The organism is Bradyrhizobium sp. I71, from assembly GCF_022354745.1.
GTDB classification, from domain to species: domain Bacteria; phylum Pseudomonadota; class Alphaproteobacteria; order Rhizobiales; family Xanthobacteraceae; genus Bradyrhizobium; species Bradyrhizobium liaoningense.
In genome coordinates, this window is record NZ_CP059398.1 from 3,282,551 (window position 1) to 3,306,242 (window position 23,692).

Consider the following 23,692-nt stretch of genomic DNA (forward strand, 5'->3'; position numbering starts at 1 on the left):
CGCGTCGGGGAGAGGTGGCACCGCGCGCCCTGCGCCAGAATGCCATAACCAAGTTACACACTGAATGCCCATCGACCTCATCATCTTCGATTGCGACGGCGTGCTGGTGGACAGCGAGGTGATCTCCTGCCGCGCCCATGCCGACGTGCTGACGCGGCACGGCTATCCGATCACGTCCGAGCAGGTGTTCGAACGCTTCCTCGGCCGTTCGACAAGACAGGCCAATCTTGAGATCGAGACCGAGCTCGGCCGCAAGCTGCCCGAGGCCTATCACGGCGATCTTCAGGACGAGCTGTTCCGCGCGTTCGAGGCCGACCTCGAGGCGATCCGAGGTATCCATGACGTGCTCGATGTCGTCACGCAACGCGTCTGCGTGGCCTCGAGCGGCTCGCATCAGCGCATGCGCGTGAGCCTCGGAAGCACCGGGCTCTACGAGCGCCTGGCACCGAACATCTTCTCGGCCTCGCAGGTGAAGAACGGCAAGCCGGCACCGGACCTGTTCCTGTTCGCGGCAAGCGAAATGGGCGTGCCACCCGAGCGCTGTGTCGTGATCGAGGACAGCCTGGCCGGCATTGCCGGCGCGCGGGCAGCGGGAATGACCGTGTTCGGCTTTTACGGAGGCAGCCATTGCGGGGACGGCCATGCCGAGACCCTGCGGCAGGCTGGCGCCGAGCTGACCTTTGCCGACATGCACCAGCTCCCGGAGTTGCTCCGGCGGGTCGAGGCGAAGGCCCTGGCGGGCTGATTATTGCTGTCATTCCGGGGCGATGCGCAGCATCGAACCCGGAATCACGGCCAAAACCTCTGGATTCCGGGTTCGCTCGCGCTGCGAGCGCCCCGGAATGACCGTCTCGACCCCCATTCGCTGGATTTTCGCCCCTCGAGCCTATATCTGAGGGCCGCCCTCCACCGCCATTTTCGGGTTCCATGACGCCGCCGCGCAAGCTGCACATCAAATCATATGGCTGCCAGATGAACGTCTACGATGCCCAGCGCATGGTGGATACGCTGGCACCCGAAGGATTCGTGGAGACGGCCAGCGCTGAGGACGCCGACCTCGTCATCCTCAACACCTGCCACATCCGCGAGAAGGCCTCGGAAAAGGTCTATTCCGAGCTCGGCCGGCTGCGCGTCGCCAAGGACGAGGCCGCGCGTGGGGGCCGCGCGATGCAGATCGCGGTCGCGGGCTGCGTGGCACAGGCCGAGGGCGAGGAGATCGTGCGCCGGGCACCTGTGGTCGACGTCGTGGTCGGCCCGCAGAGCTATCATCATCTGCCGGAGCTCTTGAAACGCGCCGGCGACGAAGGCCGCGCGATCGAGACCGAGTTTCCCGCGGCCGACAAGTTCGGCTTCCTGGCGCACCCGAAGCCCGATGCGATCCGCGCGCGCGGCATTTCCGCCTTCGTCACGGTGCAGGAAGGCTGTGACAAGTTCTGCACTTTCTGCGTCGTGCCGTACACGCGCGGCGCCGAAGTCTCGCGGCCGGTGGCGAAGATCGTCGATGACGTGAAGCGGCTCGCCGACAACGGCGTGCGCGAGCTCACGCTGATCGGGCAGAACGTCAATGCCTATCACGGCGATGGGCCGGACGGGACGAGCTGGCCGCTCGGCCGGCTGCTCGAGCATCTGGCGAAGATTCCCGGCATCGCGCGGCTGCGCTATTCGACCAGTCATCCGCGCGATGTCGACGACAGCCTGATTGCAGCCCATCGCGATCTCGGTGCCCTGATGCCGTTCGTGCACCTGCCGGTGCAATCGGGCTCGGACCGGATTCTGGCCGCCATGAACCGGAAACATACCGCCGATGATTACCTTGGGGTCATCGACCGTTTCCGCGCCGCCCGCCAAGACATTGCTTTTTCATCAGATTTCATCGTCGGCTTCCCGGGCGAAAGCGAGCAAGATTTTCTCGCCACCCTCGCGCTTGTCACGCAAATCGGTTACGCTGCGGCTTATTCGTTCAAATACTCCGCCCGGCCGGGAACGCCGGCCGCGGACATGCAGGAGACGGTGTCCCCCGCCGAGATGGACCAGCGATTGGAGCGGCTCCAGGAACTGATCGACAGCCAGCAATCGGCCTTCAACAAGGCTGCGATTGGCTCAACGGTCGATGTGCTGTTCGAGCGTCCGGCGCGCAAGGAGGGCCAGATCGTCGGCCGCACCGCGTACCTCCAACCCGCCCATGTGATGGCCTCGCCCGACATCATCGGACAAATCCTGCCGGTCCGCATCGACAGCCTCGAACGCTACAGCTTTCTCGGCGAACTCGTGACGCCGCATGGCGCGCGCGAGCCCGCTTTATCGCAAGCCACTGGAGCCTGAACCCTTGCCCAAAAGCGCATCGGATTCGTCTTCGTTCGCTCCCAGCCGCAAATTTGACCGCGACATGCAAGTTCCGCCCGAGACCCAGGTCGTCATCGACTTCGACGACAACCGCGCCGCTTCCGCGCTGGTCGGCCCCTACGGCCAGCACCTGGCGCAGATCGAGCGGCGGCTCGGCGTCGTCGTCGATTCCAAGGGCAACCACATCACCATCGGCGGCAGCCGCGACGGCTGCGACGCCGCGCGGCGCGTGCTGGAGATGCTCTACACGCAGGCCGTGAAGGGACAGGATCTCGACCAGGGTGAGGTCGAAGGCGCGATCCGCGCCGTGATCGCGCAGGGCTCGCTGTTCGAGTTCGACGCCAAATCGGCCAAATCGACCTTCGACAGCATCAACTTGCGCAAGCGCCCGGTGCGCGCGCGCACGGCCGCGCAGGACTCCTACATCCGCGCGCTGAAGCGGCACGAGCTGGTGTTCGGCGTCGGCCCCGCCGGCACCGGCAAGACCTGGCTCGCCGTCGCCCATGCCGCCCAGCTGTTCGAGCGCAAGGAGGTCGATCGCATCATCCTGTCGCGCCCGGCGGTGGAAGCCGGCGAGCGACTCGGCTTCCTGCCCGGCGATCTCCGCGAGAAGGTCGATCCTTATCTGCGGCCGATCTACGATGCGCTCTACGACCTCATGGATGCGCGCATCGTCGAGCGTGCGCTCCAGACCGGCGAGATCGAGATCGCGCCGCTCGCCTTCATGCGCGGCCGCACGCTCACCAACGCCGCCATCATCCTGGACGAGGCCCAGAACACCACGTCGATGCAGATGAAGATGTTCCTGACGCGTCTCGGCGAGAACAGCCGCATGATCGTGACGGGCGATCCCTCGCAGATCGACTTGCCGAACGGCCAGACCTCGGGCCTGGCCGAGGCGACCCGCCTCCTGGGCGGCGTCGAGGGAATTGCCCAGGTTCATTTCAAGGCCGAGGACGTGATCCGCCACGAACTCGTGGCGCGGATCGTCGCCGCCTACGAAGGGCCGCCGCAGCGGCCGGCCACCGGTCAATCCTGACGAGGCAACACCGGACGGAGAAGGTGCGAACACCGCGCCTTTCGTCCCAGACAACACAATGTCCCATTCCAACCTTCCCATGACCGAGGTCCTCGTCGTCGCCGATTGCTGGCAGCGCGAGCCTGATTCCGAAGCCGTGATCCAGCGCGCCGTGGCGGCCGCCGCCGAGAGCGTCGACGAAGACGTTGCCGACGCGGAAGTGGCTGTGATGCTGACCGATGACGCCGGCATCCGCACGCTCAACAGCAACTGGCGCGGCATCGACAAGCCGACCAACGTGCTGTCGTTCCCCGCGCTCCAGCCGGAGGGCGGGTGGAAGCCGGGCGATGCGCCGCGCATGCTCGGCGACATCGCGATCGCCTACGAGACAATGCGGCGCGAGGCGGACGAGGAACACAAGCCGTTCGAGCACCATTTGAGCCACCTCGCCGTGCACGGCTTCCTGCATCTGATCGGCTACGATCACGAGGACGACGGCGACGCCGAGGAGATGGAAGCGCTGGAGACGCAGATCCTGGCGCATCTCGGCATCCCCGATCCCTATGCCGACCGCGCCGGGGCGCACTGAGATGCCGGATTCCGATCCAATCCAGGACAACCCGCGCAACACGCGCAATCTGCCCGCCGTTGTGGCCCATGGCGAGGTGCTGCGCCCGGCCGCCGAAGGCTGGCTCCTGCGCGCCATCCGGACGCTGTTCGGCTGGAAGGCGGGGTCGGTCCGCCACGACCTCCAGGTCGTGCTCGATGCATCGACGCCCGACGACACCGGCTTCTCCGCGGTCGAGCGCACCATGCTGCGCAACATTCTCGGCCTGCACGAGCGCCGTATCGCCGACGTCATGGTGCATCGCGCCGACATCATCGCAGTGAAGCGCGACATCCCGCTCGGCGAATTGATGGACCGCTTCGAGAGTGCCGGCCATTCCCGCCTCGTCGTCTTCAACGAGACGCTCGACGATCCCGTCGGCATCGTCCACATCCGCGACCTGCTCGCCTTCATGACCGCCCGCGCCCGCGTATCGGAAGCCACCAAGACCAAGCGCAAGAAGCCGCTGCCGGCCGGGCTCGACCTGCGCGCCGTCGATCTCGCGCTGCCGCTTCATGATGCGCACATCATTCGCAAGCTGCTCTACGTGCCGCCGTCGATGCGGGCGATCGACCTGCTCGCGCAGATGCAGGCCACGCGCATCCATCTGGCGCTGGTGGTCGACGAATATGGCGGCAGCGACGGCCTGGTCTCGATCGAGGACATCGTCGAGCAGATCGTCGGCGAAATCGACGACGAGCACGACAGCGACGAGCCACCCTCGATCGTGCGCCTGCCCGACAACGCCTTCATCGCCGACGCCCGCGCCAGCCTCGACGACGTCCGCTCGGTGATCGGCGAGGATTTCGTCACCGGCGAAGCCGGCGAGGAGGTGGAGACGCTGGGCGGCTATCTCGTCAGCTTCGTCGGACGCCTGCCGGTGCGCGGCGAAGTGATCTCGGGTCCGGGCACCTACGAGGTCGAGGTGCTCGACGCCGATCCGCGCCGGGTCAAGCGGCTGCGCATCTCGACACGGAAGGAGCGCCCCGCGCCGCGCACCCAGCGCGAGAGCCGGCGCCGCGAGGCCACGCCGGAGAGCGGACAGCCATCGGCCAGCGACACGCCCACGCCGCCACCGAGCGACGGGACCGGCCCGCAGTGAGTCCATCACAGCGACTCCGGCAGATTGCGCTTGCCATCATTCTCACCTGGGGATGGAAGCGCGCCGTCATCGCCATGGCGGCCGGGGCGCTGTCGGTGCTGGCACTGGCGCCGTTCAACCTCTTCCCGGTGCTGTTCGTAACCTTCCCGGTGCTGGTCTGGCTGATCGACGGCGCCGGCGCCGGCCGCTATGGCGGCGTCCCCGCCGCCGCGCTGACCGGCTACTGGTTCGGGCTCGGCTATTTCGTGCCCGGCCTCTACTGGATCGGCTACGCCTTCTTTGTCGACGCCGACGTGTTCGCCTGGCTGACGCCGTTCGCCGTCCTCGGCCTGCCGGCCTATCTGTCGATCTTCACCGCGATGGGCTTTGCGCTGGCGCGCCTGCTCTGGACCAAGAACGCCACGCGCGTGCTGGCACTCGCAGCGAGCCTCACCATGAGCGAATGGCTGCGCGGTCACGCACTGACAGGCTTTCCCTGGAACGCGTTCGGCTACGCGCTGTCCGAGCCGCTGCCGCTGGCCCAGACGGCGTCGCTGATCGGCCTGTGGGGCATGACGTTCCTGACGGTTGCGATCTTCGCAAGCCCGGCGACGCTGATCGACCGCACGCCCGATCGCCGCCTGCCATGGCGCGTGCCGGCGGCCGCCGTCGCGCTTCTGGTCGTCATGAGCGTCTTCGGCGCAATCCGCCTGTCGCTGCATCCAACCACAATGGTGTCAGGCGCCAAGCTCCGCCTGATGCAGCCGAACCTCCAGCAGGACGCAAAATTCAACTACGCCGCGAAGACGGAGGTGATGAAGAAATACCTTGCGCTGTCGGACCGCGCCTCCGGCCCGCAATCGACCGGTGTACGCGATGCCACCATCCTGATCTGGCCGGAATCCGCCTTTCCGTTCTTCCTGACCCGCGAAGCCGACGCGATGGCGCAAATCGCCGACCTCCTGCCCAAGGGTACCGTGCTGATCACGGGCTCGGTCCGCGCGCCCGACCTGCCGCGGGGCACGCCGATCACGCGCGCCTATAACTCGATTTACGTGATCGATCACGACGGCAGCGTGCTCGCTGTGTACGACAAGGTGCATTTGGTCCCGTTCGGAGAATTTCTCCCCTACCAGGCGTTGATGGAGAAGCTCGGTTTCGAGCAGCTGACGCGTGTGCGCGGCGGCTTCATCGCCGGCAGCGTGCGGCATGTGCTGCCGGTCCCCGGCGCACAACCGGCGCTGCCGCTGATCTGCTACGAAGCCATCTTTCCCGGTGAAGTGGCTGGACGCAACGAACGTCCAGGCTGGATCGTGAACCTCACCAACGACGGCTGGTTCGGCATCTCGACCGGCCCCTATCAGCATCTGGAGCAGTCGCGGATGCGCGCGATCGAGCTGGGATTGCCGCTGGTCCGCTCCGCCAATACCGGCATCTCCGCAGTGATCGATCCGGTCGGACGCACGGTCGCGAGCCTCGGCCTCGGCATCGAAGGCATTTTGGATGCAAACCTTCCGGCCGCGATCCCGCCGACCGTCTATGCACGGGTGGGTGATGCGCCCGCGGCGATGCTCGTCGCAGTGGCCGTGCTCCTGGCGCTCCGCCGGCGTGTCGCCAAGCGTCAGCCCTGATGACGCCGCCGCCGAGGCGGCCGGAATCCTTTGACAACCGTAGTCCCACGGTTGACAGACTGCACGCGGGCTCCCCATTCTGCACCAGCTGCGAAAGACAGAGGTGCGTTGCTAAATTTCTCCGCAATGTTTCCCAATAACAGGGTTTGGTTTTGACGATGCTGCACCCGAGGCATGCTTGATGATTGCGCCGAAGGTGATGTTTGGAGGGCTGAGGAAATGTCGAAAGCGCCCAACCCTGTTGACAAATATGTCGGCAGTCGCGTGCGCATGCGCCGCATCATGTTGGGCATGAGCCAGGAGAAGCTCGGTGAAGCTTTGGGCCTGACTTTCCAGCAGGTCCAGAAATACGAGAAGGGCACCAACCGGGTCGGCGCGAGCCGCATCCAGCAGATCGCCGAGATTCTCCAGGTGCCGGTGTCATTCCTGTTCGAAGGCGGCCCGAGCGGCGTGCCGGGTCCGGATGGCTTCAGCGAAGGCGCCTCGCCCTCTTACGTCTCGGACTTTCTCGCGACCTCCGAAGGGCTCGCCTTGACCAAGGCGTTCACGCGAATCACCGATTCGAAGATGCGCCGCTCCATCGTCGATCTCGTCGAGCAGATTGCGGCCCGCGAAGGCCCCGACAAGCGCTGAAGCGCCATCTCGATGGCGATTTGAGACTGCGTCAAATCTGGCCTATGTCGTCATTTAGGACCGCGCTTTGCTGCGCGCCCGCTTCGATGATGCGATTCAAAGGCACAGATGCGCTCATGACCGGCTCCAATTGGTTCGATTCCCAAACCATCCTCGATGGCATCCGCCGCTGGGTGGAAATCGAGACGCCGACCGAAGCGCCTGAACAGGTCAACAAGCTGGTGTCTCTGGTCGCGGAGCAGTACCGCGACCTGCCTGTCACGCTCGAGCGCGTCGCCGGCGTGGATGGCTGCGGCGATCATCTCGTGGCGCGCACCAATTGGGGTCAGGATCGACCGGGCATCCTGGTGCTGAGCCACCTCGATACCGTTCATCCCATCGGATTCATCGAGCGCCTGCCGTTCAAGGTTGAAGGCGACGTCGCGTTCGGCCCCGGCATCTACGACATGAAGGGCGGTGCCTACATCGCCCATCACGCCTTTCGCGCGCTTTGCGCGACGGCCGATCGCTCGCCGCTCGGCATCACGCACCTGTTCACCTCCGACGAGGAGATCGGCAGCCCGACGTCGCGTGCGCTGATTGAGAAGGAAGGGCGCAAGGCCAAATATGTGCTGGTGACCGAGCCGGCGCGCGACGGCGGCAAGATCGTCACCGGACGCAAGGGCGTCGGGCGCTTCCAGGTATTCATCAAGGGTGTGCCCGCGCATGCCGGCTCCAGGCCCGAAGACGGCCGCAGCGCCGTCCGCGAGCTCGGCAATATCATCCTGGCGCTGGAAGGAATGAACGATCTGACGCGCGGCGTCACCGTCAATGTCGGAGTGGTGCGCGGAGGCACGCGCCCCAACGTGACACCGGAAGAGGCCTATGCCGAAGTCGATCTGCGCGTGCCGGGCCTGAAGGACGCAGACGAGTTCGTGGGCAAGATCCTCGGGCTGACGTCGAAGACGGACGGCGTCACCGTCACGGTCACCGGCGAGCTCAATCGTCCGCCTTACGAGAAGAGCAATGCGGGCGCCTCGCTGTACGAGCATGCGAGGACGCTCGCCGCGGAGATCGGCTTCGAGCTGATCGACACGCATACAGGCGGCGGCTCGGACGGCAATTTCACCGCTGCCTACACCGCGACGCTCGACGGGCTCGGCGTCGACGGCAAGGGCGCGCACACCCATTATGAGCAGCTCTATGTCTCGTCGCTCGCGCCGCGCGCGCGACTGCTCCATCGCCTGTATCAGACGCTGCGATGAGCGAACGCAAATCAGACCCCGATCGCGACGACAGCGACCGCGCCTTCTTCGGGCGCCGCAAGGGCCACAAGCTCAGGCAACATCAGGCCGGGCTGATCGAGCAGCTGCTGCCGCATCTTGCCCTCGACATCGACGGTGAGGCGCCGGCGGATGCCCGCGCGATCTTCGCTCCCGCAGCCGAAGACGTCAGGCTCGAGATCGGCTTCGGCGGCGGCGAGCATCTCGCGGCCGAGGCCCAGAACTTTCCCGCTACGGGCTTCATCGGCTGCGAACCCTACGTCAACGGCATGGCGAAAATCCTCGCGCAGATCGAGGCCGCCAACATCGGCAACATCCGCCTGTTCGCGGGCGATGCCGCCGAGCTCCTGGCCTGGTTGCCGAAGGATTCGCTGTCGCGGATCGACCTGATCCACCCCGATCCCTGGCCGAAGCGGAGACACTGGAAGCGGCGTTTCGTCCAGGACCGGACGATCGCCGCAATGGCGCGCGTGCTCCGAAGCGGCGGCGAGTTCCGTTTCGTCTGCGACATCGACGATTACTGCGCCTGGACGCTCTCGCATCTTGCGCGCTCGCAGGACTTCGTCTGGCTGGCCGAACGCGCCGACGATTTCCGCCAGCCATGGCCCGGCTACACCATGACACGCTACGGCCGGAAGGCCGCGCGGGAAGGACGCAAGGCAGCTTACTTGCGGTTCAGGAGAGCGTAGTCGTCATTCCGGGGCGATGCGCAGCATCGAACTATGGTGCGCAATTGCGCACCTGAGAATCTCGAGATTCCGGGTTCGCGCTTCACGCGCCCCGGAATGACTGGAGAAATGATCTCAGATCGTCCGCCGGTTGCGCCAGAAATTCACGACGCGTTCGGCGGTCGTCGGCATCAGGCGCGTGAAGTTCACGCGCGCGGCCTCGAGGTCGGCATCGGCAGGCGTGCGTTGCGGACCGTACCAGAGCAGGATGAGCGCACGCACCGTGGGCCAGCCGAGATTGAGCACGCGGCCCAGGATCAGAAGCGGATCGTAGCGGTCGCCAGCGATCAGGCGGTCGAGGGTCGAGAGGCGAATGCCGGACATCGCCGAGAGCGAGGCGATCGATTCCTCGTATTTGTGCGCCTTGGCGAAGCCGAGCAGCGCGCTTTCGCCGAGATGGCCCTCGCGATGCAAGGCGAGCACCGTGCGCTGCGCGTCCGAAAAATCGCGGCGCGGCCCCGGCGGGCGCGCCGCCTCCTCGATCGCCGCCATCGCGCGCTTGATCTCGGCCTTGCGCGCGGGATTGACCACGCTGGAGAGGCGGCGGCGGATGACGTCGAGCGTCCCGTCGAGCAGCTGTTTCAGGTGCTCGCCGGAAAGGTCGTTGCGCTGGCCGATCCTGAGCGTCAGCACGCCGTCCTGGGCCGCGCGCCTGATCATCTCGGAATAGCTGCCTGGTGAGAACACCGCGCCGGCATTGCCTGCGGCGCGGCGCACCACGTCGCGATCGCCGCGCTCGACCAGCACGTCGGTGACGACGGGAGACAGGGCTGGGCGCTCCGTCATCGCCAGGAGATGGCCCTGGCCTTTCAGGCGCGCGATCTCGGCAAGAGCCGCGTCGTCGAGCACGGGCGAGCGGCGCAGCACGGGACCGGCCACCATGATCTCGTTTTCGCGCGCGAGCTGATTGACCAGGTGCGGCGGCGCGTTGTTCAGGCGCGAGAAGCGCTCGGCCAGATCGACCCGCGAGGACAGCTCGGCATGCGGGACGAGATCGATCAGGAGATTGTCGAAGAGATCGATCAACTCGGGGCGGAGCTTCTCCGCATCCTGGAAGAACAACTGGGCGATGGCCCGCGCGATCTCGCCGCGTCGCCGCGGATCGCCGCGTTTGACGATATCGTCCAGTCCAGGAATGAGCGACGTGGCAACGGTCATGAAAACGCAACTCGAACGGGGCACGCCGCGGGTGCGCCCTTGGTTCAAGCCGCCCCACGATCGCGGAAGTTAGGCCTGCTTGATGAAAGAAGCGTTGCGCAGGGTCCGCAGATCGGCGCAAAAAGGCCCCGTTCCCGCTGCGATGGGCCTTGTCCGGGAGGGCGGAAAGCGCTATATCAGCGCCAATTCATCTTCTCATACGATCCGCGTAGTGAGAGTGGGCCCGCAAGGACCCGCTCTTTTTTATTACCTGAACGCGGCTTGGCGGAAGATGCGGCCCGACGCGCTGTCGGGAAAGTTCCGAAGCGGGCTTTGAAGTCGTAACCAAGCCTTAACCATTGAGCGCCCTGACCCTGGACATGACCGAGCCGAACCCTGGTTCCACGGATGCCGAATTGCTGGCCGAGCCGCGGCTCGTGGTCGAGCCGGGCGTCGCGGCACGGGTGTCCGCGGTGGCTGCTCCCGTGCTCCAGGGCATGGGCTATCGCCTGGTGCGGATCCGCATTTCCGGGGAAGCCGGCTGCACCGTTCAGATCATGGCCGAGCGACCGGACGGCTCGATGCAGATCGAGGATTGCGAGGCGATCTCGCGGGCATTGTCGCCCGTGCTCGACGTCGCCGATCCCATCGATCGCGCCTACCGGCTGGAGATCTCCTCGCCGGGGATCGACCGCCCGCTGGTGCGCCGCTCCGATTTCGAGCGCTATTCCGGGCATCTGGTGAAGATCGAGATGGCGGTCGCGCACGAGGGGCGCAAGCGCTTCCGCGGCACGCTCGGTGCTGTCGAAGGCGATCGCGTGCATCTGCATCGCGACGACGTCAAGGCAGGTGACGAAGTCGACGTTCTCCTGACCATGGAGGATATCGGCGATGCCCGGCTGGTGCTGACCGACGAACTGATCGCCGAATCCATGCGCCGCGGCAAGGCCGAGGCGCGCGAGATGCGCCGCAATCTCGGTCTCGAGCCGCCGCAGGCGCCGCACGCGAAGATCAGTGAAAGAATCACCAAGAACACCAAGCCGAAGAAGAAGCCGGCTCCGACCAATACGAAGAAACATCGCCTGGCCGCCGAACGCGCGCGGCGGGGCGAGATCGAGCCTGACCAAGGAGACTAGCCATGGCAGTCAGCGCCAACCGACTTGAATTGCTTCAGATCGCGGACGCCGTTGCACGCGAGAAATCGATCGACCGCGGCATCGTCATCGCCGCGATGGAGGACGCCATCGCCAAGGCGGCGCGGGCCCGTTACGGCAGCGAAACTGACGTTCATGCCGAGATCGACCCGAAAAAGGGTGAGCTGCGGCTGTCGCGCCACATGCTGGTGGTCGACAAGGTCGAAAACCATGCCAACCAGATCTCGCTGGTGGACGCGCAGCGCGCCAATCCCGGTGCCCAGGTCGGCGACACCATCGCCGACACCCTGCCGCCGCTGGAATATGGCCGCATCGCCGCGCAATCGGCCAAGCAGGTGATCGTGCAGAAGGTGCGCGAGGCCGAGCGCGACCGGCAATACCAGGAATTCAAGGACCGCATCGGCGATATCGTCAATGGCGTCGTCAAGCGCGTCGAATATGGCAGCGTGATCGTCGATCTCGGCCGTGGCGAGGCCATCATCCGCCGCGACGAGATGTTGCCGCGCGAAGTGTTCCGCAACGGCGACCGCGTCCGCGCCTACATCTTCGACGTCCGCCGCGAGACGAGAGGCCCACAGATCTTCCTCTCCCGCACTCATCCGCAATTCATGGCGAAACTGTTCGCGCAGGAAGTGCCTGAGATCTATGACGGCATCGTCGAGATCAAGGCGGTGGCCCGCGATCCCGGCTCGCGCGCGAAAATCGGCGTGATTTCCCGCGATTCCTCGGTCGATCCGGTCGGCGCCTGCGTCGGCATGCGCGGCTCGCGCGTGCAGGCCGTGGTGAACGAACTGCAGGGCGAGAAGATCGACATCATCCCCTGGTCGCCCGACATCGCGACCTTCGTGGTCAACGCGCTGGCGCCGGCCGAAGTCTCCAAGGTCGTCATCGACGAGGACCGCGAGCGCATCGAGGTCGTGGTGCCCGACACCAACAACCAGCTCTCGCTGGCGATCGGCCGCCGCGGCCAGAACGTGCGTCTGGCCTCGCAGCTCACCGGCTGGGACATCGACATCCTGACCGAGCAGGAGGAATCGGAGCGCCGCCAGGCCGACTTCGAGAACTCCACTCGCGTCTTCATGGAATCGCTCAACGTCGACGAAGTGGTCGGCCAGCTGCTGGCGTCCGAAGGCTTCACCTCGGTCGAGGAACTCGCGATGGTGGACGTCAAGGAACTCGCCGGCATCGAAGGCTTTGACGAGGAGACCGCGCAAGAGCTCCAGAACCGCGCCCGCGAATATCTGGAGCAGCAGGAAGCCGAGCTCGAGGCCAGGCGCAAGGAGCTCGGTGTCGAGGACGCGCTCAAGGACGTGCCCGGCGTGACCTCGAAGATGCTGGTGAAGTTCGGCGAGAACGACATCAAGACGGTCGACGACCTCGCCGGCTGCGCCACCGACGATCTGGTCGGCTGGACCGAGCGCAAGGAAGGCAGCGAGCCGACCAAGCACGCCGGTGCGCTCGATGGCATCGACATTTCCCGTGACGATGCCGAAGCGATGATCATGCAGGCCCGCGTCAAGGCCGGCTGGATCACCGAAGCCGATATCGCCAAGCCTGCCGAAGAGGCTGCGGCGACCGAAGACCAGCCGGCGTAAGGGCCAGGGAGGATGTCATCCGGATGCTCGCCAGCATTGACAGCGAACTCGACCATGGGCCGCGGACCGAAAGGTCCGCGACCATGCGCATGTGCGCGGTCAGTCGCGAGGTCCGGCCGATCGACGAGCTGATCCGCTTCGTCGTATCGCCGCAAGGCGAGGTGGTTCCCGATCTCAAGCGCAAGCTGCCCGGACGCGGCATGTGGATCACCGCCTCACGCAAGGTGGTTGCGGAAGCCGTCCGGCGTCACCAATTTAGCAGGGCCTTCAAGCGCGATCTGCGCATCCCTCAGACGCTTCCCACCGACATCGAGGCGCTCCTGGTTCGGAGCGTGACGGAAGCCCTTGGGATCGCCGCCAAGGCGGGCCAGGTCGTGGCCGGCTTCGGCAAGGTCGAGAGCGCGCTTCGGGAGGGCACGGTCGAGGTCCTGATCCATGCCAGCGACGGGGCCGCGGACGGAATCCGCAAATTGGACATGCTGGCACGTCAAAATGCCGGAAATCGCGGCGCTGAGCCGCAGATTCCCGTCGTCACCGCACTGAAATCGGTAGAATTGGATTTGGCACTCACCCGGTCAAATGTGATACATGCTGCGCTGCTCGCGGGCCCGGCGAGCAGGTCATTCCTGTCACGTAGCCAGATGCTGGTCCGATACCGGATGGCGGACGATGACAAGACTGCCGAAAAGCACGGCCAGGATTTCTGAGAGACAACGACGACCCAATTGGACGGTGCGGCAACGCACAACACTGATAAATCAGGATTAGGACTGCTGAATGGTTGATACCAAGACCCCTGGCGACAAGAAGCTGAGCGTTCCGAGCAAGACGCTATCGCTCAAGCCGCGCGTCGAAACGGGGACCGTGCGCCAGAGCTTCAGCCATGGCCGCAGCAAGCAGGTCGTGGTCGAGAAGCGCGGCAAGCGCCGCATTGGCGATGGCCCCGAGCCGCACGCGCCTGAGGTGGCCGCAAAGCCGGCGCCGGCGGCACCCGCCGCGCCGTCGCGCCCGGCTCCGCCCGCCCCGCCTCGCAACGCCGGTTCCGGCGTGGTGCTGCGTACCCTGACCGAGGACGAACGTTCGGCCCGCGCCAGCGCGCTGGCCGATGCCAAGCTGCGCGAAGTCGAAGAACGCCGCCAGGCCGAGGAAGAGGCCCAGCGCCGCGCCGTCCGCGAGGCCGCCGAACGCGCCGAGCGCGAAGCCGCCGAAGCCCGCCGCAAGGCCGAGGACGAGCGCCATCGCCACGAGGACGAAGCCAAGCGGAAGGCCGAGAGCGAAGCCAAGAAGCGTTTTGGCGAAGGCGAGCAGGCCGCAGCGGCCGCGCGCCCCGCAACCGCCGCACCGGCCGCGCCTGCGCCGCGGCCCGGCGCCCCCGCGGCCCGGCCCGGAACCACCACGACCCGCCCGGGAACCACGACGGCGCGTCCCGCAACGACGACCGCGCAGCGCCCGGGTGCACCGGCAGGTCGCGGCCCCGCAGTTGCAGCCGAGCCTGATGAGGACGAAGCTCCGCGCCAGATCCGTCGCGGTCCCGGCGGCGCCGCGCGTCCCGCGCCTCCCCCGAAGACCACCCACAAGCCCGGCCCGCAGAAGGAGCGCGGCCGCCTCACCGTGGTCACCGCGCTCAACGCCGACGAGGTGCGCGAGCGCTCGATCGCTTCGTTCCGCCGCCGCACCCAGCGCCTGAAGGGCCACGCCTCGAACGAGCCGAAGGAAAAGCTCATCCGCGAGGTAGTCATTCCGGAAGCGATCACCATCCAGGAGCTCGCCAACCGCATGGCCGAGCGCGCGGTCGACGTCATCCGCATGCTGATGAAGCAGGGCGCGATGCACAAGATCACCGACGTGATCGACGCCGACACCGCGCAGCTGATCGCCGAAGAACTGGGCCACACCGTCAAACGCGTTGCCGCGTCGGACGTCGAGGAAGGCCTGTTCGACACCGTCGACGATTCCACCGATACCGAAACGCGCTCGCCCGTCGTGACCGTGATGGGTCACGTCGATCACGGCAAGACTTCGCTGCTCGACGCACTCCGTCACGCCAACGTCGTCTCCGGCGAGGCCGGCGGCATCACCCAGCACATCGGCGCCTATCAGGTGGTGTCGCCCGAAAGCGGCAAGAAGATCACCTTCATCGATACGCCCGGCCACGCCGCGTTCACCGCGATGCGCGCCCGCGGCGCCAAGGTCACCGACATCGTGGTGCTGGTGGTCGCGGCCGATGACGGCGTGATGCCGCAGACGGTCGAGGCCATCAACCACGCCAAGGCGGCGCGAGTGCCGATCATCGTTGCCATCAACAAGATCGACAAGCCCGACGCCAAGCCCGAGCGCGTGCGCACCGAGCTGCTTCAGCACGAGGTGCAGGTGGAATCCTTCGGCGGCGAGGTCGTCGACGTCGAGGTGTCCGCCAAGAACAAGACCAATCTCGACAAGCTGCTCGAAATGATCGCGCTCCAGGCCGAAATCCTCGACCTGAAGACCAATTCGCAGCGTCCGGCCGAGGGCACCGTGATCGAGGCCAAGCTCGATCGCGGCCGTGGTCCGGTTGCGACCGTGCTGGTGCAGCGCGGCACGCTCCGCGTCGGCGACATCATCGTCGCCGGTGCCGAAATGGGCCGTGTCCGCGCCTTGATCTCGGATCAGGGCGAGACGGTGCAGGAGGCCGGTCCCTCGGTACCGGTTGAAGTGCTCGGCTTCAACGGTCCGCCCGAGGCCGGCGATCGTCTCGCGGTGGTCGAGAACGAAGCCCGCGCCCGTCAGGTCACCAGCTACCGTGCGCACCAGAAGCGCGAGAACGCGGCAGCTTCGATCTCCGGTATGCGCGGCTCGCTAGAGCAGATGATGTCGCAATTGAAGACGGCGGGCCGCAAGGAATTCCCGCTGATCGTCAAGGCCGACGTGCAGGGCTCGCTGGAAGCGATCCTCGGCTCGCTGGAGAAGCTCGGCACCGACGAAGTCGCAGCCCGCATCCTGCATGCCGGCGTCGGCGGAATCTCGGAATCCGACGTGACGCTCGCGGAAGGCTTCAACGCCGCGATCATCGGCTTCTCGGTCCGAGCCAACAAGGAAGCCGCTGCGGCCGCCAAGCGCAACGGCATCGAGATCCGCTACTACAACATCATCTACGACCTCGTGGACGACGTGAAGAAGGCGATGAGCGGTCTGCTCGCGCCGACCTTGCGCGAAACCATGCTGGGCAATGCCGAGATCCTGGAGATCTTCAACATCTCCAAGGTCGGCAAGGTCGCCGGCTGCCGCGTCACCGACGGCACCGTGGAACGCGGCGCCAATGTGCGCCTGATCCGCGACAACGTCGTGGTGCACGAAGGCAAGCTGTCGACGCTGAAGCGCTTCAAGGACGAAGTGAAGGAAGTCCAGTCGGGCCAGGAATGCGGCATGGCCTTCGAGAGCTATCACGACATGCGTGCCGGTGACGTGATCGAGTGCTATCGCGTGGAGACGATTCAGCGCTCCCTGTAAGTCCAAATCTTACCGAAGCGCTCGGATCTTTTTGAACTGAAATTGCGGGAGTGCGATGGCCGGATCTTTCCGGCCATCCACCCCTCTTCGTTTCAACAGGAAAACGACAATGCCCGTGTCCCAAGCACGGGCATGACGAGGTGATTTTCGAGAATGCCACGCCACCAACAGAAGAAAAGTTCCGCGCCCGGCGGAGGCTCGCAGCGACAGTTGCGCGTCGGCGAGCAGGTTCGCCACGCGATGGCCGATATTCTGGCGCAAGGCAACGTACATGATGGGGATCTCGAAGGTCACATCATCACCGTGCCGGAGGTACGGATGTCGCCCGACCTGAAGCTCGCGACGGTCTACGTGATGCCGCTTGGCGGCCGCGACACCGAGATCGTGATCGCGGCGCTCGAACGCAACAAGAAATTCCTGCGCGGCGAGGTCGCGCGGCGCGTTAACCTGAAATTTGCACCTGACATTCGCTTCCGCGTCGACGAGCGATTCGACGAAGCGGAACGGATCGAGAAGCTTTTGCGAACACCTGCGGTGCAGAAGGACTTGGACAAGGATCTGGAACAGAATCCGGCTTCGGATCGGGAAGAAGAACAATGACCATGGACCCGGCTCACGGCACCATCGGCGGCAACGATGCCGATCAGCGCGAGGTGCAGAAGAATAATTTGGCGGATCTGGGAGGCGATGCCCGGCCGCATCAGGAGCCGCGCCGCGTCAACAACGATCCGCGCGCCAAGCAGCAGAAGGGCAACCAGCCGCGCCGGGACCGCCGCGACGTCCATGGCTGGGTCGTGCTCGACAAGCCGATCGGCATGACCTCGACGCAGGCGGTTGCGGTGCTCAAGCGCCTGTTCAACGCCAAGCGCGCCGGCCACGCCGGTACGCTCGATCCGCTCGCCTCCGGCGGGCTGCCGATCGCACTCGGCGAAGCCACCAAGACCGTTCCCTTCGTGATGGACGGCCGCAAGCGCTACCAGTTCACGGTCTGCTGGGGCGAGGAGCGCGACACCGACGACATCGAGGGCCGGGTGACCGCGACCTCCGACCAGCGCCCGACCCGGGAGGCGATCCTGGCTCTTCTGCCCCGCTTCACCGGGGTGATCGAGCAGATCCCGCCACGCTATTCCGCGATCAAGATCCAGGGCGAGCGCGCCTATGACCTCGCCCGCGACGGCGAGGTCGTGGAACTGGCCCCCCGGCCGGTCGAGATTCACCATTTAACCCTTGTAGATCAACCGGATAAGGACCGAGCCGTATTCGAGGCCGAGTGCGGCAAGGGCACCTATGTCCGCGCCCTGGCCCGCGATATGGGCCGGATTCTCGGCACTTATGGCCATATCTGCGCCCTCAGGCGGACCTTGGTCGGCCCGTTCGGCGAAAACGACATGATTCCGCTGGATCAGTTGGAGGCTTTGTGCGATAGAGCCGCGTCCGGCGAGGGAAGCCTCGCCGACGCGCTTTTGCCCGTTGAGACCGCGCTGGACGACATCCCGGCACTGGCCGTCACTCGGGCTGATGCGGCAAGGCTCCATCGGGGCCAAGCCGTTTTGTTGCGCGGACGGGATGCGCCCACTTGTAGCGGCACAGTCTATGTCACGGTGGCAGGCCGGCTTCTCGCGCTTGCTGAAGTCGGCAATGGCGAAATCATCCCCAAGCGTGTGTTCAACCTGACCGGCCTGACTGCCAGCTCCGGTCGCAACGAGAGAAATTGACGATGTCGATTGCCGCAGAACGCAAAGCGGAAGTCATCAAGACGAATGCCACCAAGGCCGGCGACACCGGCTCGCCCGAGGTTCAGGTCGCGATCCTGTCGGAACGCATCAACAACCTCACCAACCATTTCAAGACCCACGTGAAGGACAACCATTCGCGTCGCGGCCTCTTGAAGCTGGTCTCGACCCGCCGCTCGCTCCTCGACTATCTCAAGAAGAAGGACGAGGCGCGGTACAAGGCGCTGCTCGAGAAGCACAATATTCGTCGTTAAGTGTTCCTGCGCGCGCCACTGGCGCGCGTTTTCGTGCGTGGTTTCGAACGAAAGCGCTTCCTTAAAGGTTTTTGATCGAGGCTGCGTGCGCGTCGGATGCGCGTCTTTGAGGATTCGCATCCGGGCATGAAGAGTGAAGACCGCGGTTCGGTGTTCGCGTTCGTGCCGACTGACAGTCCAGCAGCAATCCGGCGGCTGGGCACAACGGGCAAGGCGCCCGTATGACCCGAAAGGATGGACGCCATCCGAAATCCAAAAACCATGGCAGGATCGCAGGACGCTGATCATCCGCTCCGATCAGCGTCCCGCAATCTTGCGCATGGTTTTTGTTTTTCGACGCGGCCCTTCTTTCGAGAACCCATGAAAGAAGACCACTATGTTCAATAAGCATTCAGTCGAGATCGACTGGGGCGGACGCCCACTCAAGCTCGAAACCGGCAAGATCGCCCGCCAGGCCGACGGCGCCGTCGTCGCCACCTATGGCGAGACCGTGGTGCTCGCCACTGTCGTTGCGGCGAAGGCGCCGCGCGAAGGCGTCGACTTCCTGCCGCTGACCGTCGACTACCAGGAGAAGACCTACGCGGCCGGCCGCATCCCCGGCGGCTATTTCAAGCGCGAGGGCCGTCCGACCGAGAAGGAGACGCTGGTCTCCCGCCTGATCGACCGTCCGATCCGCCCGCTGTTCGTCGACGGCTGGCGCAATGAGACCCAGGTGATCGTCACCGTGCTGTCGCACGACATGGAGAACGACCCGGATATCGTCGCGCTGGTCGCGTCGTCGGCTGCGCTGACCCTGTCCGGCGCCCCGTTCAAGGGCCCGATCGGCGCAGCGCGCGTCGGCTTCGCCAATGACGAGTTCATCCTCAACCCGACGCTCGACGAGATGGTCGACACCCAGCTCGACCTCGTCGTCGCCGGCACCGCCGACGCCGTGCTGATGGTGGAATCGGAAGCCAAGGAGCTGAACGAAGACATCATGCTCGGCGCCGTGATGTTCGGTCACCGCCACTTCCAGCCGGTGATCAACGCGATCATCGAGCTCGCCGAGAAGGCCGCCAAGGAGCCGCGCGAAGTCACCGTGATCGACAACGCCGCGCTCGAGAAGGAGATGCTCGGCCTCGTCGAGCAGGAGCTGCGCGCCGCCTACGCGATTCCCGTCAAGCAGGATCGCTACGCCGCGGTCGGCAAGGTCAAGGAAAAGGTGATCGCCCATTACTTCCCCGAAGGGCAGGAGCCGAAATACGACAAGCTCCGCGTCGCCGGCGTGTTCAAGGAATTGGAAGCCAAGATCGTTCGCTGGAACATCCTGGACACCGGCAAGCGCATCGACGGCCGCGACAGCAAGACGGTCCGCAACATCATCGCCGAAGTCGGCGTGCTGCCCCGCGCCCACGGTTCGGCGCTGTTCACCCGCGGCGAGACCCAGGCGATGGTCGTGACCACGCTCGGCACCGGCGAGGACGAGCAGTACATCGACGCGCTGTCGGGAACGTACAAGGAAACGTTCCTGCTGCACTACAACTTCCCGCCCTATTCGGTCGGCGAGACCGGCCGCCTCGGCGGCACCAAGCGCCGCGAGATCGGCCACGGCAAGCTGGCCTGGCGCGCGATCCATCCGGTGCTGCCGCCGCACCACGAGTTCCCCTACACGGTGCGCGTGGTCTCGGAGATCACCGAATCCAACGGCTCCTCGTCGATGGCGTCGGTCTGCGGCGCCTCGCTGGCGCTGATGGATGCGGGCGTGCCGTTAAAGCGGCCGACCGCGGGCATCGCGATGGGCCTGATCCTCGAAGACAAGCGCTTCGCGGTTCTCTCCGACATCCTCGGTGACGAGGACCATCTCGGCGACATGGACTTCAAGGTCGCCGGTACCGAGCAGGGCATCACCTCGCTCCAGATGGACATCAAGATCGAGGGCATCACCGAAGAGATCATGCGCGTCGCCCTTGGCCAGGCCAAGGACGGCCGTATCCACATCCTCGGCGAGATGGCCAAGGCGCTGACCAACGCCCGCGCCGAGCTCGGCGAATATGCGCCGCGCATCGAGACCTTCAAGATCCCGACCGACAAGATCCGCGAAGTGATCGGCACCGGCGGCAAGGTGATCCGCGAGATCGTCGAGAAGACCGGCGCCAAGGTCAACATCGAGGACGACGGCACCGTGAAGGTCGCCTCCAGCGACGGCGAAGCCATGAAGGCCGCGATCAAGTGGATCAAGTCGATCGCGTCCGAGCCCGAAGTCGGCCAGATCTATGACGGCACCGTCGTCAAGGTGATGGAGTTCGGCGCCTTCGTGAACTTCTTCGGCTCCAAGGACGGCCTCGTCCACATCAGCCAGCTCGCTTCCAGCCGCGTGCAGAAGACCTCCGACGTCGTCAAGGAAGGCGACAAGGTCAAGGTCAAGCTGCTCGGCTTCGACGATCGCGGCAAGACCCGCCTGTCGATGAAGGTGGTCGACCAGACCACCGGCGAGGACCTCGAGGCCAAGGAGAAGGCCGCCGAGGGCGAGAAGGCCCCGCGCGAAGCGGCGGGCGAGTAAGCTCTCGCACCCAGCCAGAAACACAAAGGGCGGCCGAGCGGCCGCCCTTTTTGTTTGTGCCGTTGTTCATGCTCCGGCCGATATGCGCTCCCTCTCCCGCTTGCGGGAGAGGGCTGGGGAGAGGGTGTCTCCTCAGAGAGACTTCCAATGCGGAGAGAACCCTCACCCGCCGCGCTTCGCGCGTCGACCTCTCCCGCAAGCGGGAGAGGTGAACCTGACCTCACGCCACGATGTCGTACCGGTCGAGGTTCATCACCTTGGTCCATGCCTTGGCGAAGTCCTTGACGAACTTCTCCTTGGAGTCCGAGGTGGCATAGACCTCGGCGAAGGCGCGGAGCTGCGAGTGTGCGCCGAAGATGAGATCGACACGCGTGCTGGTCCACTTCACCGCGTTGGTCTTGCGGTCGCGCCCCTCATAGGAGCCGTCGGCCGACGGCGTCCACTGCGTGCTCATGTCGAGCAGGTTGACGAAGTAGTCGTTGCTCAGCGTACCCAGCTTCGAAGTGAAGACGCCGTGCTTCGAACCGTTCGCATTCGCACCGAGCACCCGCAGGCCGCCGACCAGCACCGTCATCTCCGGACCGGTCAGCCTCAGCAGCTGCGCGCGATCGACCAGCGCCTCTTCAGGATGCATGAACTGATGCCGCTTGCCGATGTAGTTGCGGAAGCCATCGGCCCGCGGCTCCAGCGGCGCGAAGGAAGCCGCATCCGTCTGCTCCTGCGAGGCGTCCATGCGGCCCGGCGTGAAGCCGACCTTCACATCGACGCCAGCGTCCTTGGCGGCCTTCTCGACCGCGGCGGTGCCGCCGAGCACGATCAGGTCCGCCAGCGAGACCTTCTTCGCGCCGGATGACGCATTGAAGTCCTTCTGGATCGCTTCGAGCTTGCCGAGCACCTTGGCGAGCTGAGCCGGCTCGTTCACCTCCCAGTCCTTCTGCGGGGCAAGGCGGATGCGCGCGCCATTGGCGCCGCCGCGCTTGTCGGAGCCGCGGAACGTCGAGGCCGACGCCCAGGCGGTCGAGACCAGCTCGGACACCGAGAGGCCGGAGCCCAGGATCTTGGTCTTCAGGGCGGCGATGTCCTGATCGCTGACCAGCTCGTGATTGACGGCCGGAATGGGATCCTGCCAGATCAGCGTCTCCTTCGGCACCAGCGGGCCGAGATAGCGCTGGATCGGGCCCATATCGCGATGGGTCAGCTTGAACCAGGCGCGGGCGAAGGCGTCCGCGAACTGATCCGGGTTCTCCAGGAAGCGACGCGAGATCTTCTCGTACACGGGATCGAAGCGCAGCGAGAGGTCGGTCGTCAGCATCGTCGGCCGATGCTTCTTCGACTTGTCGAAAGCATCGGGGATGATCGCCTCGGCGTTCTTGGCCGTCCACTGCTGCGCACCAGCCGGGCTCTTCGTCAGCTCCCATTCGAAATTGAACAGGTTCTCGAAGAAGTTGTTGCTCCACTTGGTCGGGGTCGTCGTCCACGTCACCTCGAGGCCGCTGGTGATGGAATCAGCACCCAGGCCCGTCCCATGCTTGCTCTTCCAACCGAGCCCCTGATCTTCCAGCGCGCCCGCTTCCGGCTCCGGACCGACCAGCGACGCATCGCCGGCGCCGTGGGTCTTGCCGAAGCTGTGGCCACCGGCGATCAGCGCGACGGTCTCTTCGTCGTTCATCGCCATGCGGGCGAACGTCTCGCGGATGTCCTTGGCCGCAGCGACCGGATCCGGCTTGCCGTTCGGCCCCTCCGGATTGACGTAGATCAGGCCCATCTGCACCGCGCCGAGCGGCTCGGCGAGCTGACGCTCACCGCTGTAGCGCTCATCGCCGAGCCAGGTGCCTTCCGGACCCCAATAGAGCTCTTCCGGCTCCCAGACGTCGACGCGACCGCCGGCGAAACCAAAGGTCTTGAAGCCCATCGATTCCAGCGCGACGTTGCCGGCGAGCACCATCAGATCGGCCCAGGAAATCTTGCGGCCGTATTTCTGCTTGATCGGCCAGAGCAGACGGCGCGCCTTGTCGAGATTGGCGTTGTCGGGCCAGCTGTTGAGCGGCGCGAAACGCTGCTGACCGGCTCCGGCGCCACCGCGGCCGTCGGTGATGCGGTAAGTGCCCGCGCTGTGCCAGGCCATGCGGATCATGAGGCCGCCATAGTGACCGAAATCGGCGGGCCACCATTCCTGCGAATCCGTCATCAGAGCGGTCAGGTCCTTGATGACCGCATTCAAGTCGAGCGACTTGAACTCCTTCGCGTAGTCGAAGTCCTTGTCCATCGGATCGGACTTGTTCGAGTTCTTGTGCAGGACCTCGATGTCGAGCTGAGTTGGCCACCAGTCGCGGTTGGCACGCGCGGGTTTTCCGCCCGAAAACGGGCACTTCGAAGTGTCGTCCATGAATACCTCCTCTGGCGGCGTCGAACTCGCGCCCTTGACCAGGTAGAACCACTGTAAGCGCCGCATCCCATCAGGGGAAGTTGACTTTAGTGATCGCTGCGATAG

At 65.4% G+C, this 23,692-nt stretch carries 19 protein-coding genes; 17 read left to right on the forward strand and 2 right to left on the reverse strand.

The window, feature by feature from the left end; all coding sequences use genetic code 11:
* The first annotated feature begins 64 nt into the window (after positions 1–64).
* The 9 genes from FJV43_RS15965 (at position 65) to trmB (ending at position 9,264) form a co-directional block, all read left to right on the forward strand.
* Positions 65–745 (forward strand): HAD family hydrolase, encoded by a 681-nt coding sequence (locus FJV43_RS15965; protein WP_239628393.1) that lies wholly within the window; start codon positions 65–67, stop codon positions 743–745.
* Between the two features lie 182 nt (positions 746–927).
* Complete coding sequence (miaB, locus tag FJV43_RS15970) at positions 928–2,322, forward strand: tRNA (N6-isopentenyl adenosine(37)-C2)-methylthiotransferase MiaB (protein ID WP_239628394.1); 1,395 nt, start codon at positions 928–930, stop codon at positions 2,320–2,322.
* 64 nt (positions 2,323–2,386) lie between these two features.
* A complete protein-coding gene (locus FJV43_RS15975; RefSeq protein ID WP_239628396.1) occupies positions 2,387–3,382 on the forward strand; it encodes a PhoH family protein in 996 nt (331 codons plus the stop codon).
* A 58-nt stretch (positions 3,383–3,440) separates the two neighbouring features.
* Complete coding sequence (ybeY, locus tag FJV43_RS15980; RefSeq protein WP_194390553.1) at positions 3,441–3,950, forward strand: rRNA maturation RNase YbeY; 510 nt, start codon at positions 3,441–3,443, stop codon at positions 3,948–3,950.
* 1 nt (position 3,951) lies between these two features.
* The gene (locus FJV43_RS15985) at positions 3,952–5,070 is read left to right on the forward strand and encodes a hemolysin family protein (protein ID WP_239628398.1); all 1,119 of its coding nucleotides are present in this window, start codon (positions 3,952–3,954) and stop codon (positions 5,068–5,070) included.
* Positions 5,067–6,680, forward strand: a complete 1,614-nt coding sequence (lnt, locus tag FJV43_RS15990; protein ID WP_239628400.1) for an apolipoprotein N-acyltransferase — start codon at positions 5,067–5,069, stop codon at positions 6,678–6,680. Before FJV43_RS15985 ends, lnt begins: the two co-directional genes overlap by 4 nt.
* 219 nt (positions 6,681–6,899) lie before the next feature.
* Positions 6,900–7,313: a helix-turn-helix domain-containing protein gene (locus FJV43_RS15995; protein WP_007603895.1), complete on the forward strand. Its 414-nt coding sequence runs from the start codon at positions 6,900–6,902 to the stop codon at positions 7,311–7,313.
* Positions 7,314–7,399: 86 nt separating this feature from the next.
* Positions 7,400–8,557: a M20 family metallopeptidase gene (locus FJV43_RS16000; RefSeq protein ID WP_239628402.1), complete on the forward strand. Its 1,158-nt coding sequence runs from the start codon at positions 7,400–7,402 to the stop codon at positions 8,555–8,557.
* Positions 8,554–9,264: a tRNA (guanosine(46)-N7)-methyltransferase TrmB gene (trmB, locus tag FJV43_RS16005; protein WP_239628404.1), complete on the forward strand. Its 711-nt coding sequence runs from the start codon at positions 8,554–8,556 to the stop codon at positions 9,262–9,264. Before FJV43_RS16000 ends, trmB begins: the two co-directional genes overlap by 4 nt.
* 114 nt (positions 9,265–9,378) lie before the next feature.
* Here trmB and FJV43_RS16010 read toward each other — a convergent pair whose 3' ends face one another.
* Positions 9,379–10,461, reverse strand: coding sequence for a DUF2336 domain-containing protein (locus tag FJV43_RS16010; RefSeq protein ID WP_239628406.1), 1,083 nt, complete (start codon positions 10,459–10,461; stop codon positions 9,379–9,381).
* Between the two features lie 359 nt (positions 10,462–10,820).
* Here FJV43_RS16010 and rimP point away from each other — a divergent pair, with 359 nt between their 5' ends.
* From rimP to pnp, 8 genes are all read left to right on the forward strand, one after another.
* Positions 10,821–11,576, forward strand: a complete 756-nt coding sequence (rimP, locus tag FJV43_RS16015; RefSeq protein ID WP_239628407.1) for a ribosome maturation factor RimP — start codon at positions 10,821–10,823, stop codon at positions 11,574–11,576.
* Positions 11,577–11,578: 2 nt separating this feature from the next.
* Positions 11,579–13,189: a transcription termination factor NusA gene (gene nusA / locus FJV43_RS16020; RefSeq protein ID WP_239628409.1), complete on the forward strand. Its 1,611-nt coding sequence runs from the start codon at positions 11,579–11,581 to the stop codon at positions 13,187–13,189.
* Positions 13,190–13,212: 23 nt separating this feature from the next.
* Positions 13,213–13,896, forward strand: coding sequence for an RNA-binding protein (locus FJV43_RS16025; protein WP_239628411.1), 684 nt, complete (start codon positions 13,213–13,215; stop codon positions 13,894–13,896).
* A gap of 70 nt (positions 13,897–13,966) precedes the next feature.
* Positions 13,967–16,675 (forward strand): translation initiation factor IF-2, encoded by a 2,709-nt coding sequence (gene infB / locus FJV43_RS16030; protein ID WP_239628413.1) that lies wholly within the window; start codon positions 13,967–13,969, stop codon positions 16,673–16,675.
* A gap of 153 nt (positions 16,676–16,828) precedes the next feature.
* Complete coding sequence (gene rbfA / locus FJV43_RS16035) at positions 16,829–17,275, forward strand: 30S ribosome-binding factor RbfA (protein ID WP_239628415.1); 447 nt, start codon at positions 16,829–16,831, stop codon at positions 17,273–17,275.
* The gene (gene truB / locus FJV43_RS16040) at positions 17,272–18,390 is read left to right on the forward strand and encodes a tRNA pseudouridine(55) synthase TruB (RefSeq protein WP_239628417.1); all 1,119 of its coding nucleotides are present in this window, start codon (positions 17,272–17,274) and stop codon (positions 18,388–18,390) included. The genes rbfA and truB overlap by 4 nt, the downstream gene beginning before the upstream one ends.
* 2 nt (positions 18,391–18,392) lie before the next feature.
* Complete coding sequence (rpsO, locus tag FJV43_RS16045) at positions 18,393–18,662, forward strand: 30S ribosomal protein S15 (protein WP_008540131.1); 270 nt, start codon at positions 18,393–18,395, stop codon at positions 18,660–18,662.
* A gap of 376 nt (positions 18,663–19,038) precedes the next feature.
* Positions 19,039–21,201 (forward strand): polyribonucleotide nucleotidyltransferase, encoded by a 2,163-nt coding sequence (gene pnp / locus FJV43_RS16050; RefSeq protein WP_239628419.1) that lies wholly within the window; start codon positions 19,039–19,041, stop codon positions 21,199–21,201.
* A 220-nt stretch (positions 21,202–21,421) separates the two neighbouring features.
* Here pnp and katG read toward each other — a convergent pair whose 3' ends face one another.
* The gene (gene katG, locus FJV43_RS16055; RefSeq protein WP_239628421.1) at positions 21,422–23,587 is read right to left on the reverse strand and encodes a catalase/peroxidase HPI; all 2,166 of its coding nucleotides are present in this window, start codon (positions 23,585–23,587) and stop codon (positions 21,422–21,424) included.
* Between the last annotated feature and the right edge of the window lie 105 nt (positions 23,588–23,692).

Excerpts from the sequence above, each read along its gene's own strand:
- FJV43_RS15965 (WP_239628393.1), top strand. The coding sequence starts at position 65 with ATGCCCATCGACCTCATCATCTTCGATTGCGACGGCGTGCTGGTGGAC.
- truB (WP_239628417.1), top strand. The coding sequence starts at position 17,272 with ATGACCATGGACCCGGCTCACGGCACCATCGGCGGCAACGATGCCGAT.
- nusA (WP_239628409.1), top strand. The coding sequence starts at position 11,579 with ATGGCAGTCAGCGCCAACCGACTTGAATTGCTTCAGATCGCGGACGCC.
- FJV43_RS15995 (WP_007603895.1), top strand. The coding sequence starts at position 6,900 with ATGTCGAAAGCGCCCAACCCTGTTGACAAATATGTCGGCAGTCGCGTG.
- infB (WP_239628413.1), top strand. The coding sequence starts at position 13,967 with ATGGTTGATACCAAGACCCCTGGCGACAAGAAGCTGAGCGTTCCGAGC.
- miaB (WP_239628394.1), top strand. The coding sequence starts at position 928 with ATGACGCCGCCGCGCAAGCTGCACATCAAATCATATGGCTGCCAGATG.
- FJV43_RS16025 (WP_239628411.1), top strand. The coding sequence starts at position 13,213 with ATGCTCGCCAGCATTGACAGCGAACTCGACCATGGGCCGCGGACCGAA.
- rpsO (WP_008540131.1), top strand. The coding sequence starts at position 18,393 with ATGTCGATTGCCGCAGAACGCAAAGCGGAAGTCATCAAGACGAATGCC.
- FJV43_RS16000 (WP_239628402.1), top strand. The coding sequence starts at position 7,400 with ATGATGCGATTCAAAGGCACAGATGCGCTCATGACCGGCTCCAATTGG.
- rbfA (WP_239628415.1), top strand. The coding sequence starts at position 16,829 with ATGCCACGCCACCAACAGAAGAAAAGTTCCGCGCCCGGCGGAGGCTCG.
- FJV43_RS15975 (WP_239628396.1), top strand. The coding sequence starts at position 2,387 with ATGCAAGTTCCGCCCGAGACCCAGGTCGTCATCGACTTCGACGACAAC.
- pnp (WP_239628419.1), top strand. The coding sequence starts at position 19,039 with ATGTTCAATAAGCATTCAGTCGAGATCGACTGGGGCGGACGCCCACTC.
- rimP (WP_239628407.1), top strand. The coding sequence starts at position 10,821 with ATGACCGAGCCGAACCCTGGTTCCACGGATGCCGAATTGCTGGCCGAG.
- FJV43_RS15985 (WP_239628398.1), top strand. The coding sequence starts at position 3,952 with ATGCCGGATTCCGATCCAATCCAGGACAACCCGCGCAACACGCGCAAT.
- ybeY (WP_194390553.1), top strand. The coding sequence starts at position 3,441 with ATGTCCCATTCCAACCTTCCCATGACCGAGGTCCTCGTCGTCGCCGAT.
- katG (WP_239628421.1), bottom strand. The coding sequence starts at position 23,587 with ATGGACGACACTTCGAAGTGCCCGTTTTCGGGCGGAAAACCCGCGCGT.
- trmB (WP_239628404.1), top strand. The coding sequence starts at position 8,554 with ATGAGCGAACGCAAATCAGACCCCGATCGCGACGACAGCGACCGCGCC.
- FJV43_RS16010 (WP_239628406.1), bottom strand. The coding sequence starts at position 10,461 with ATGACCGTTGCCACGTCGCTCATTCCTGGACTGGACGATATCGTCAAA.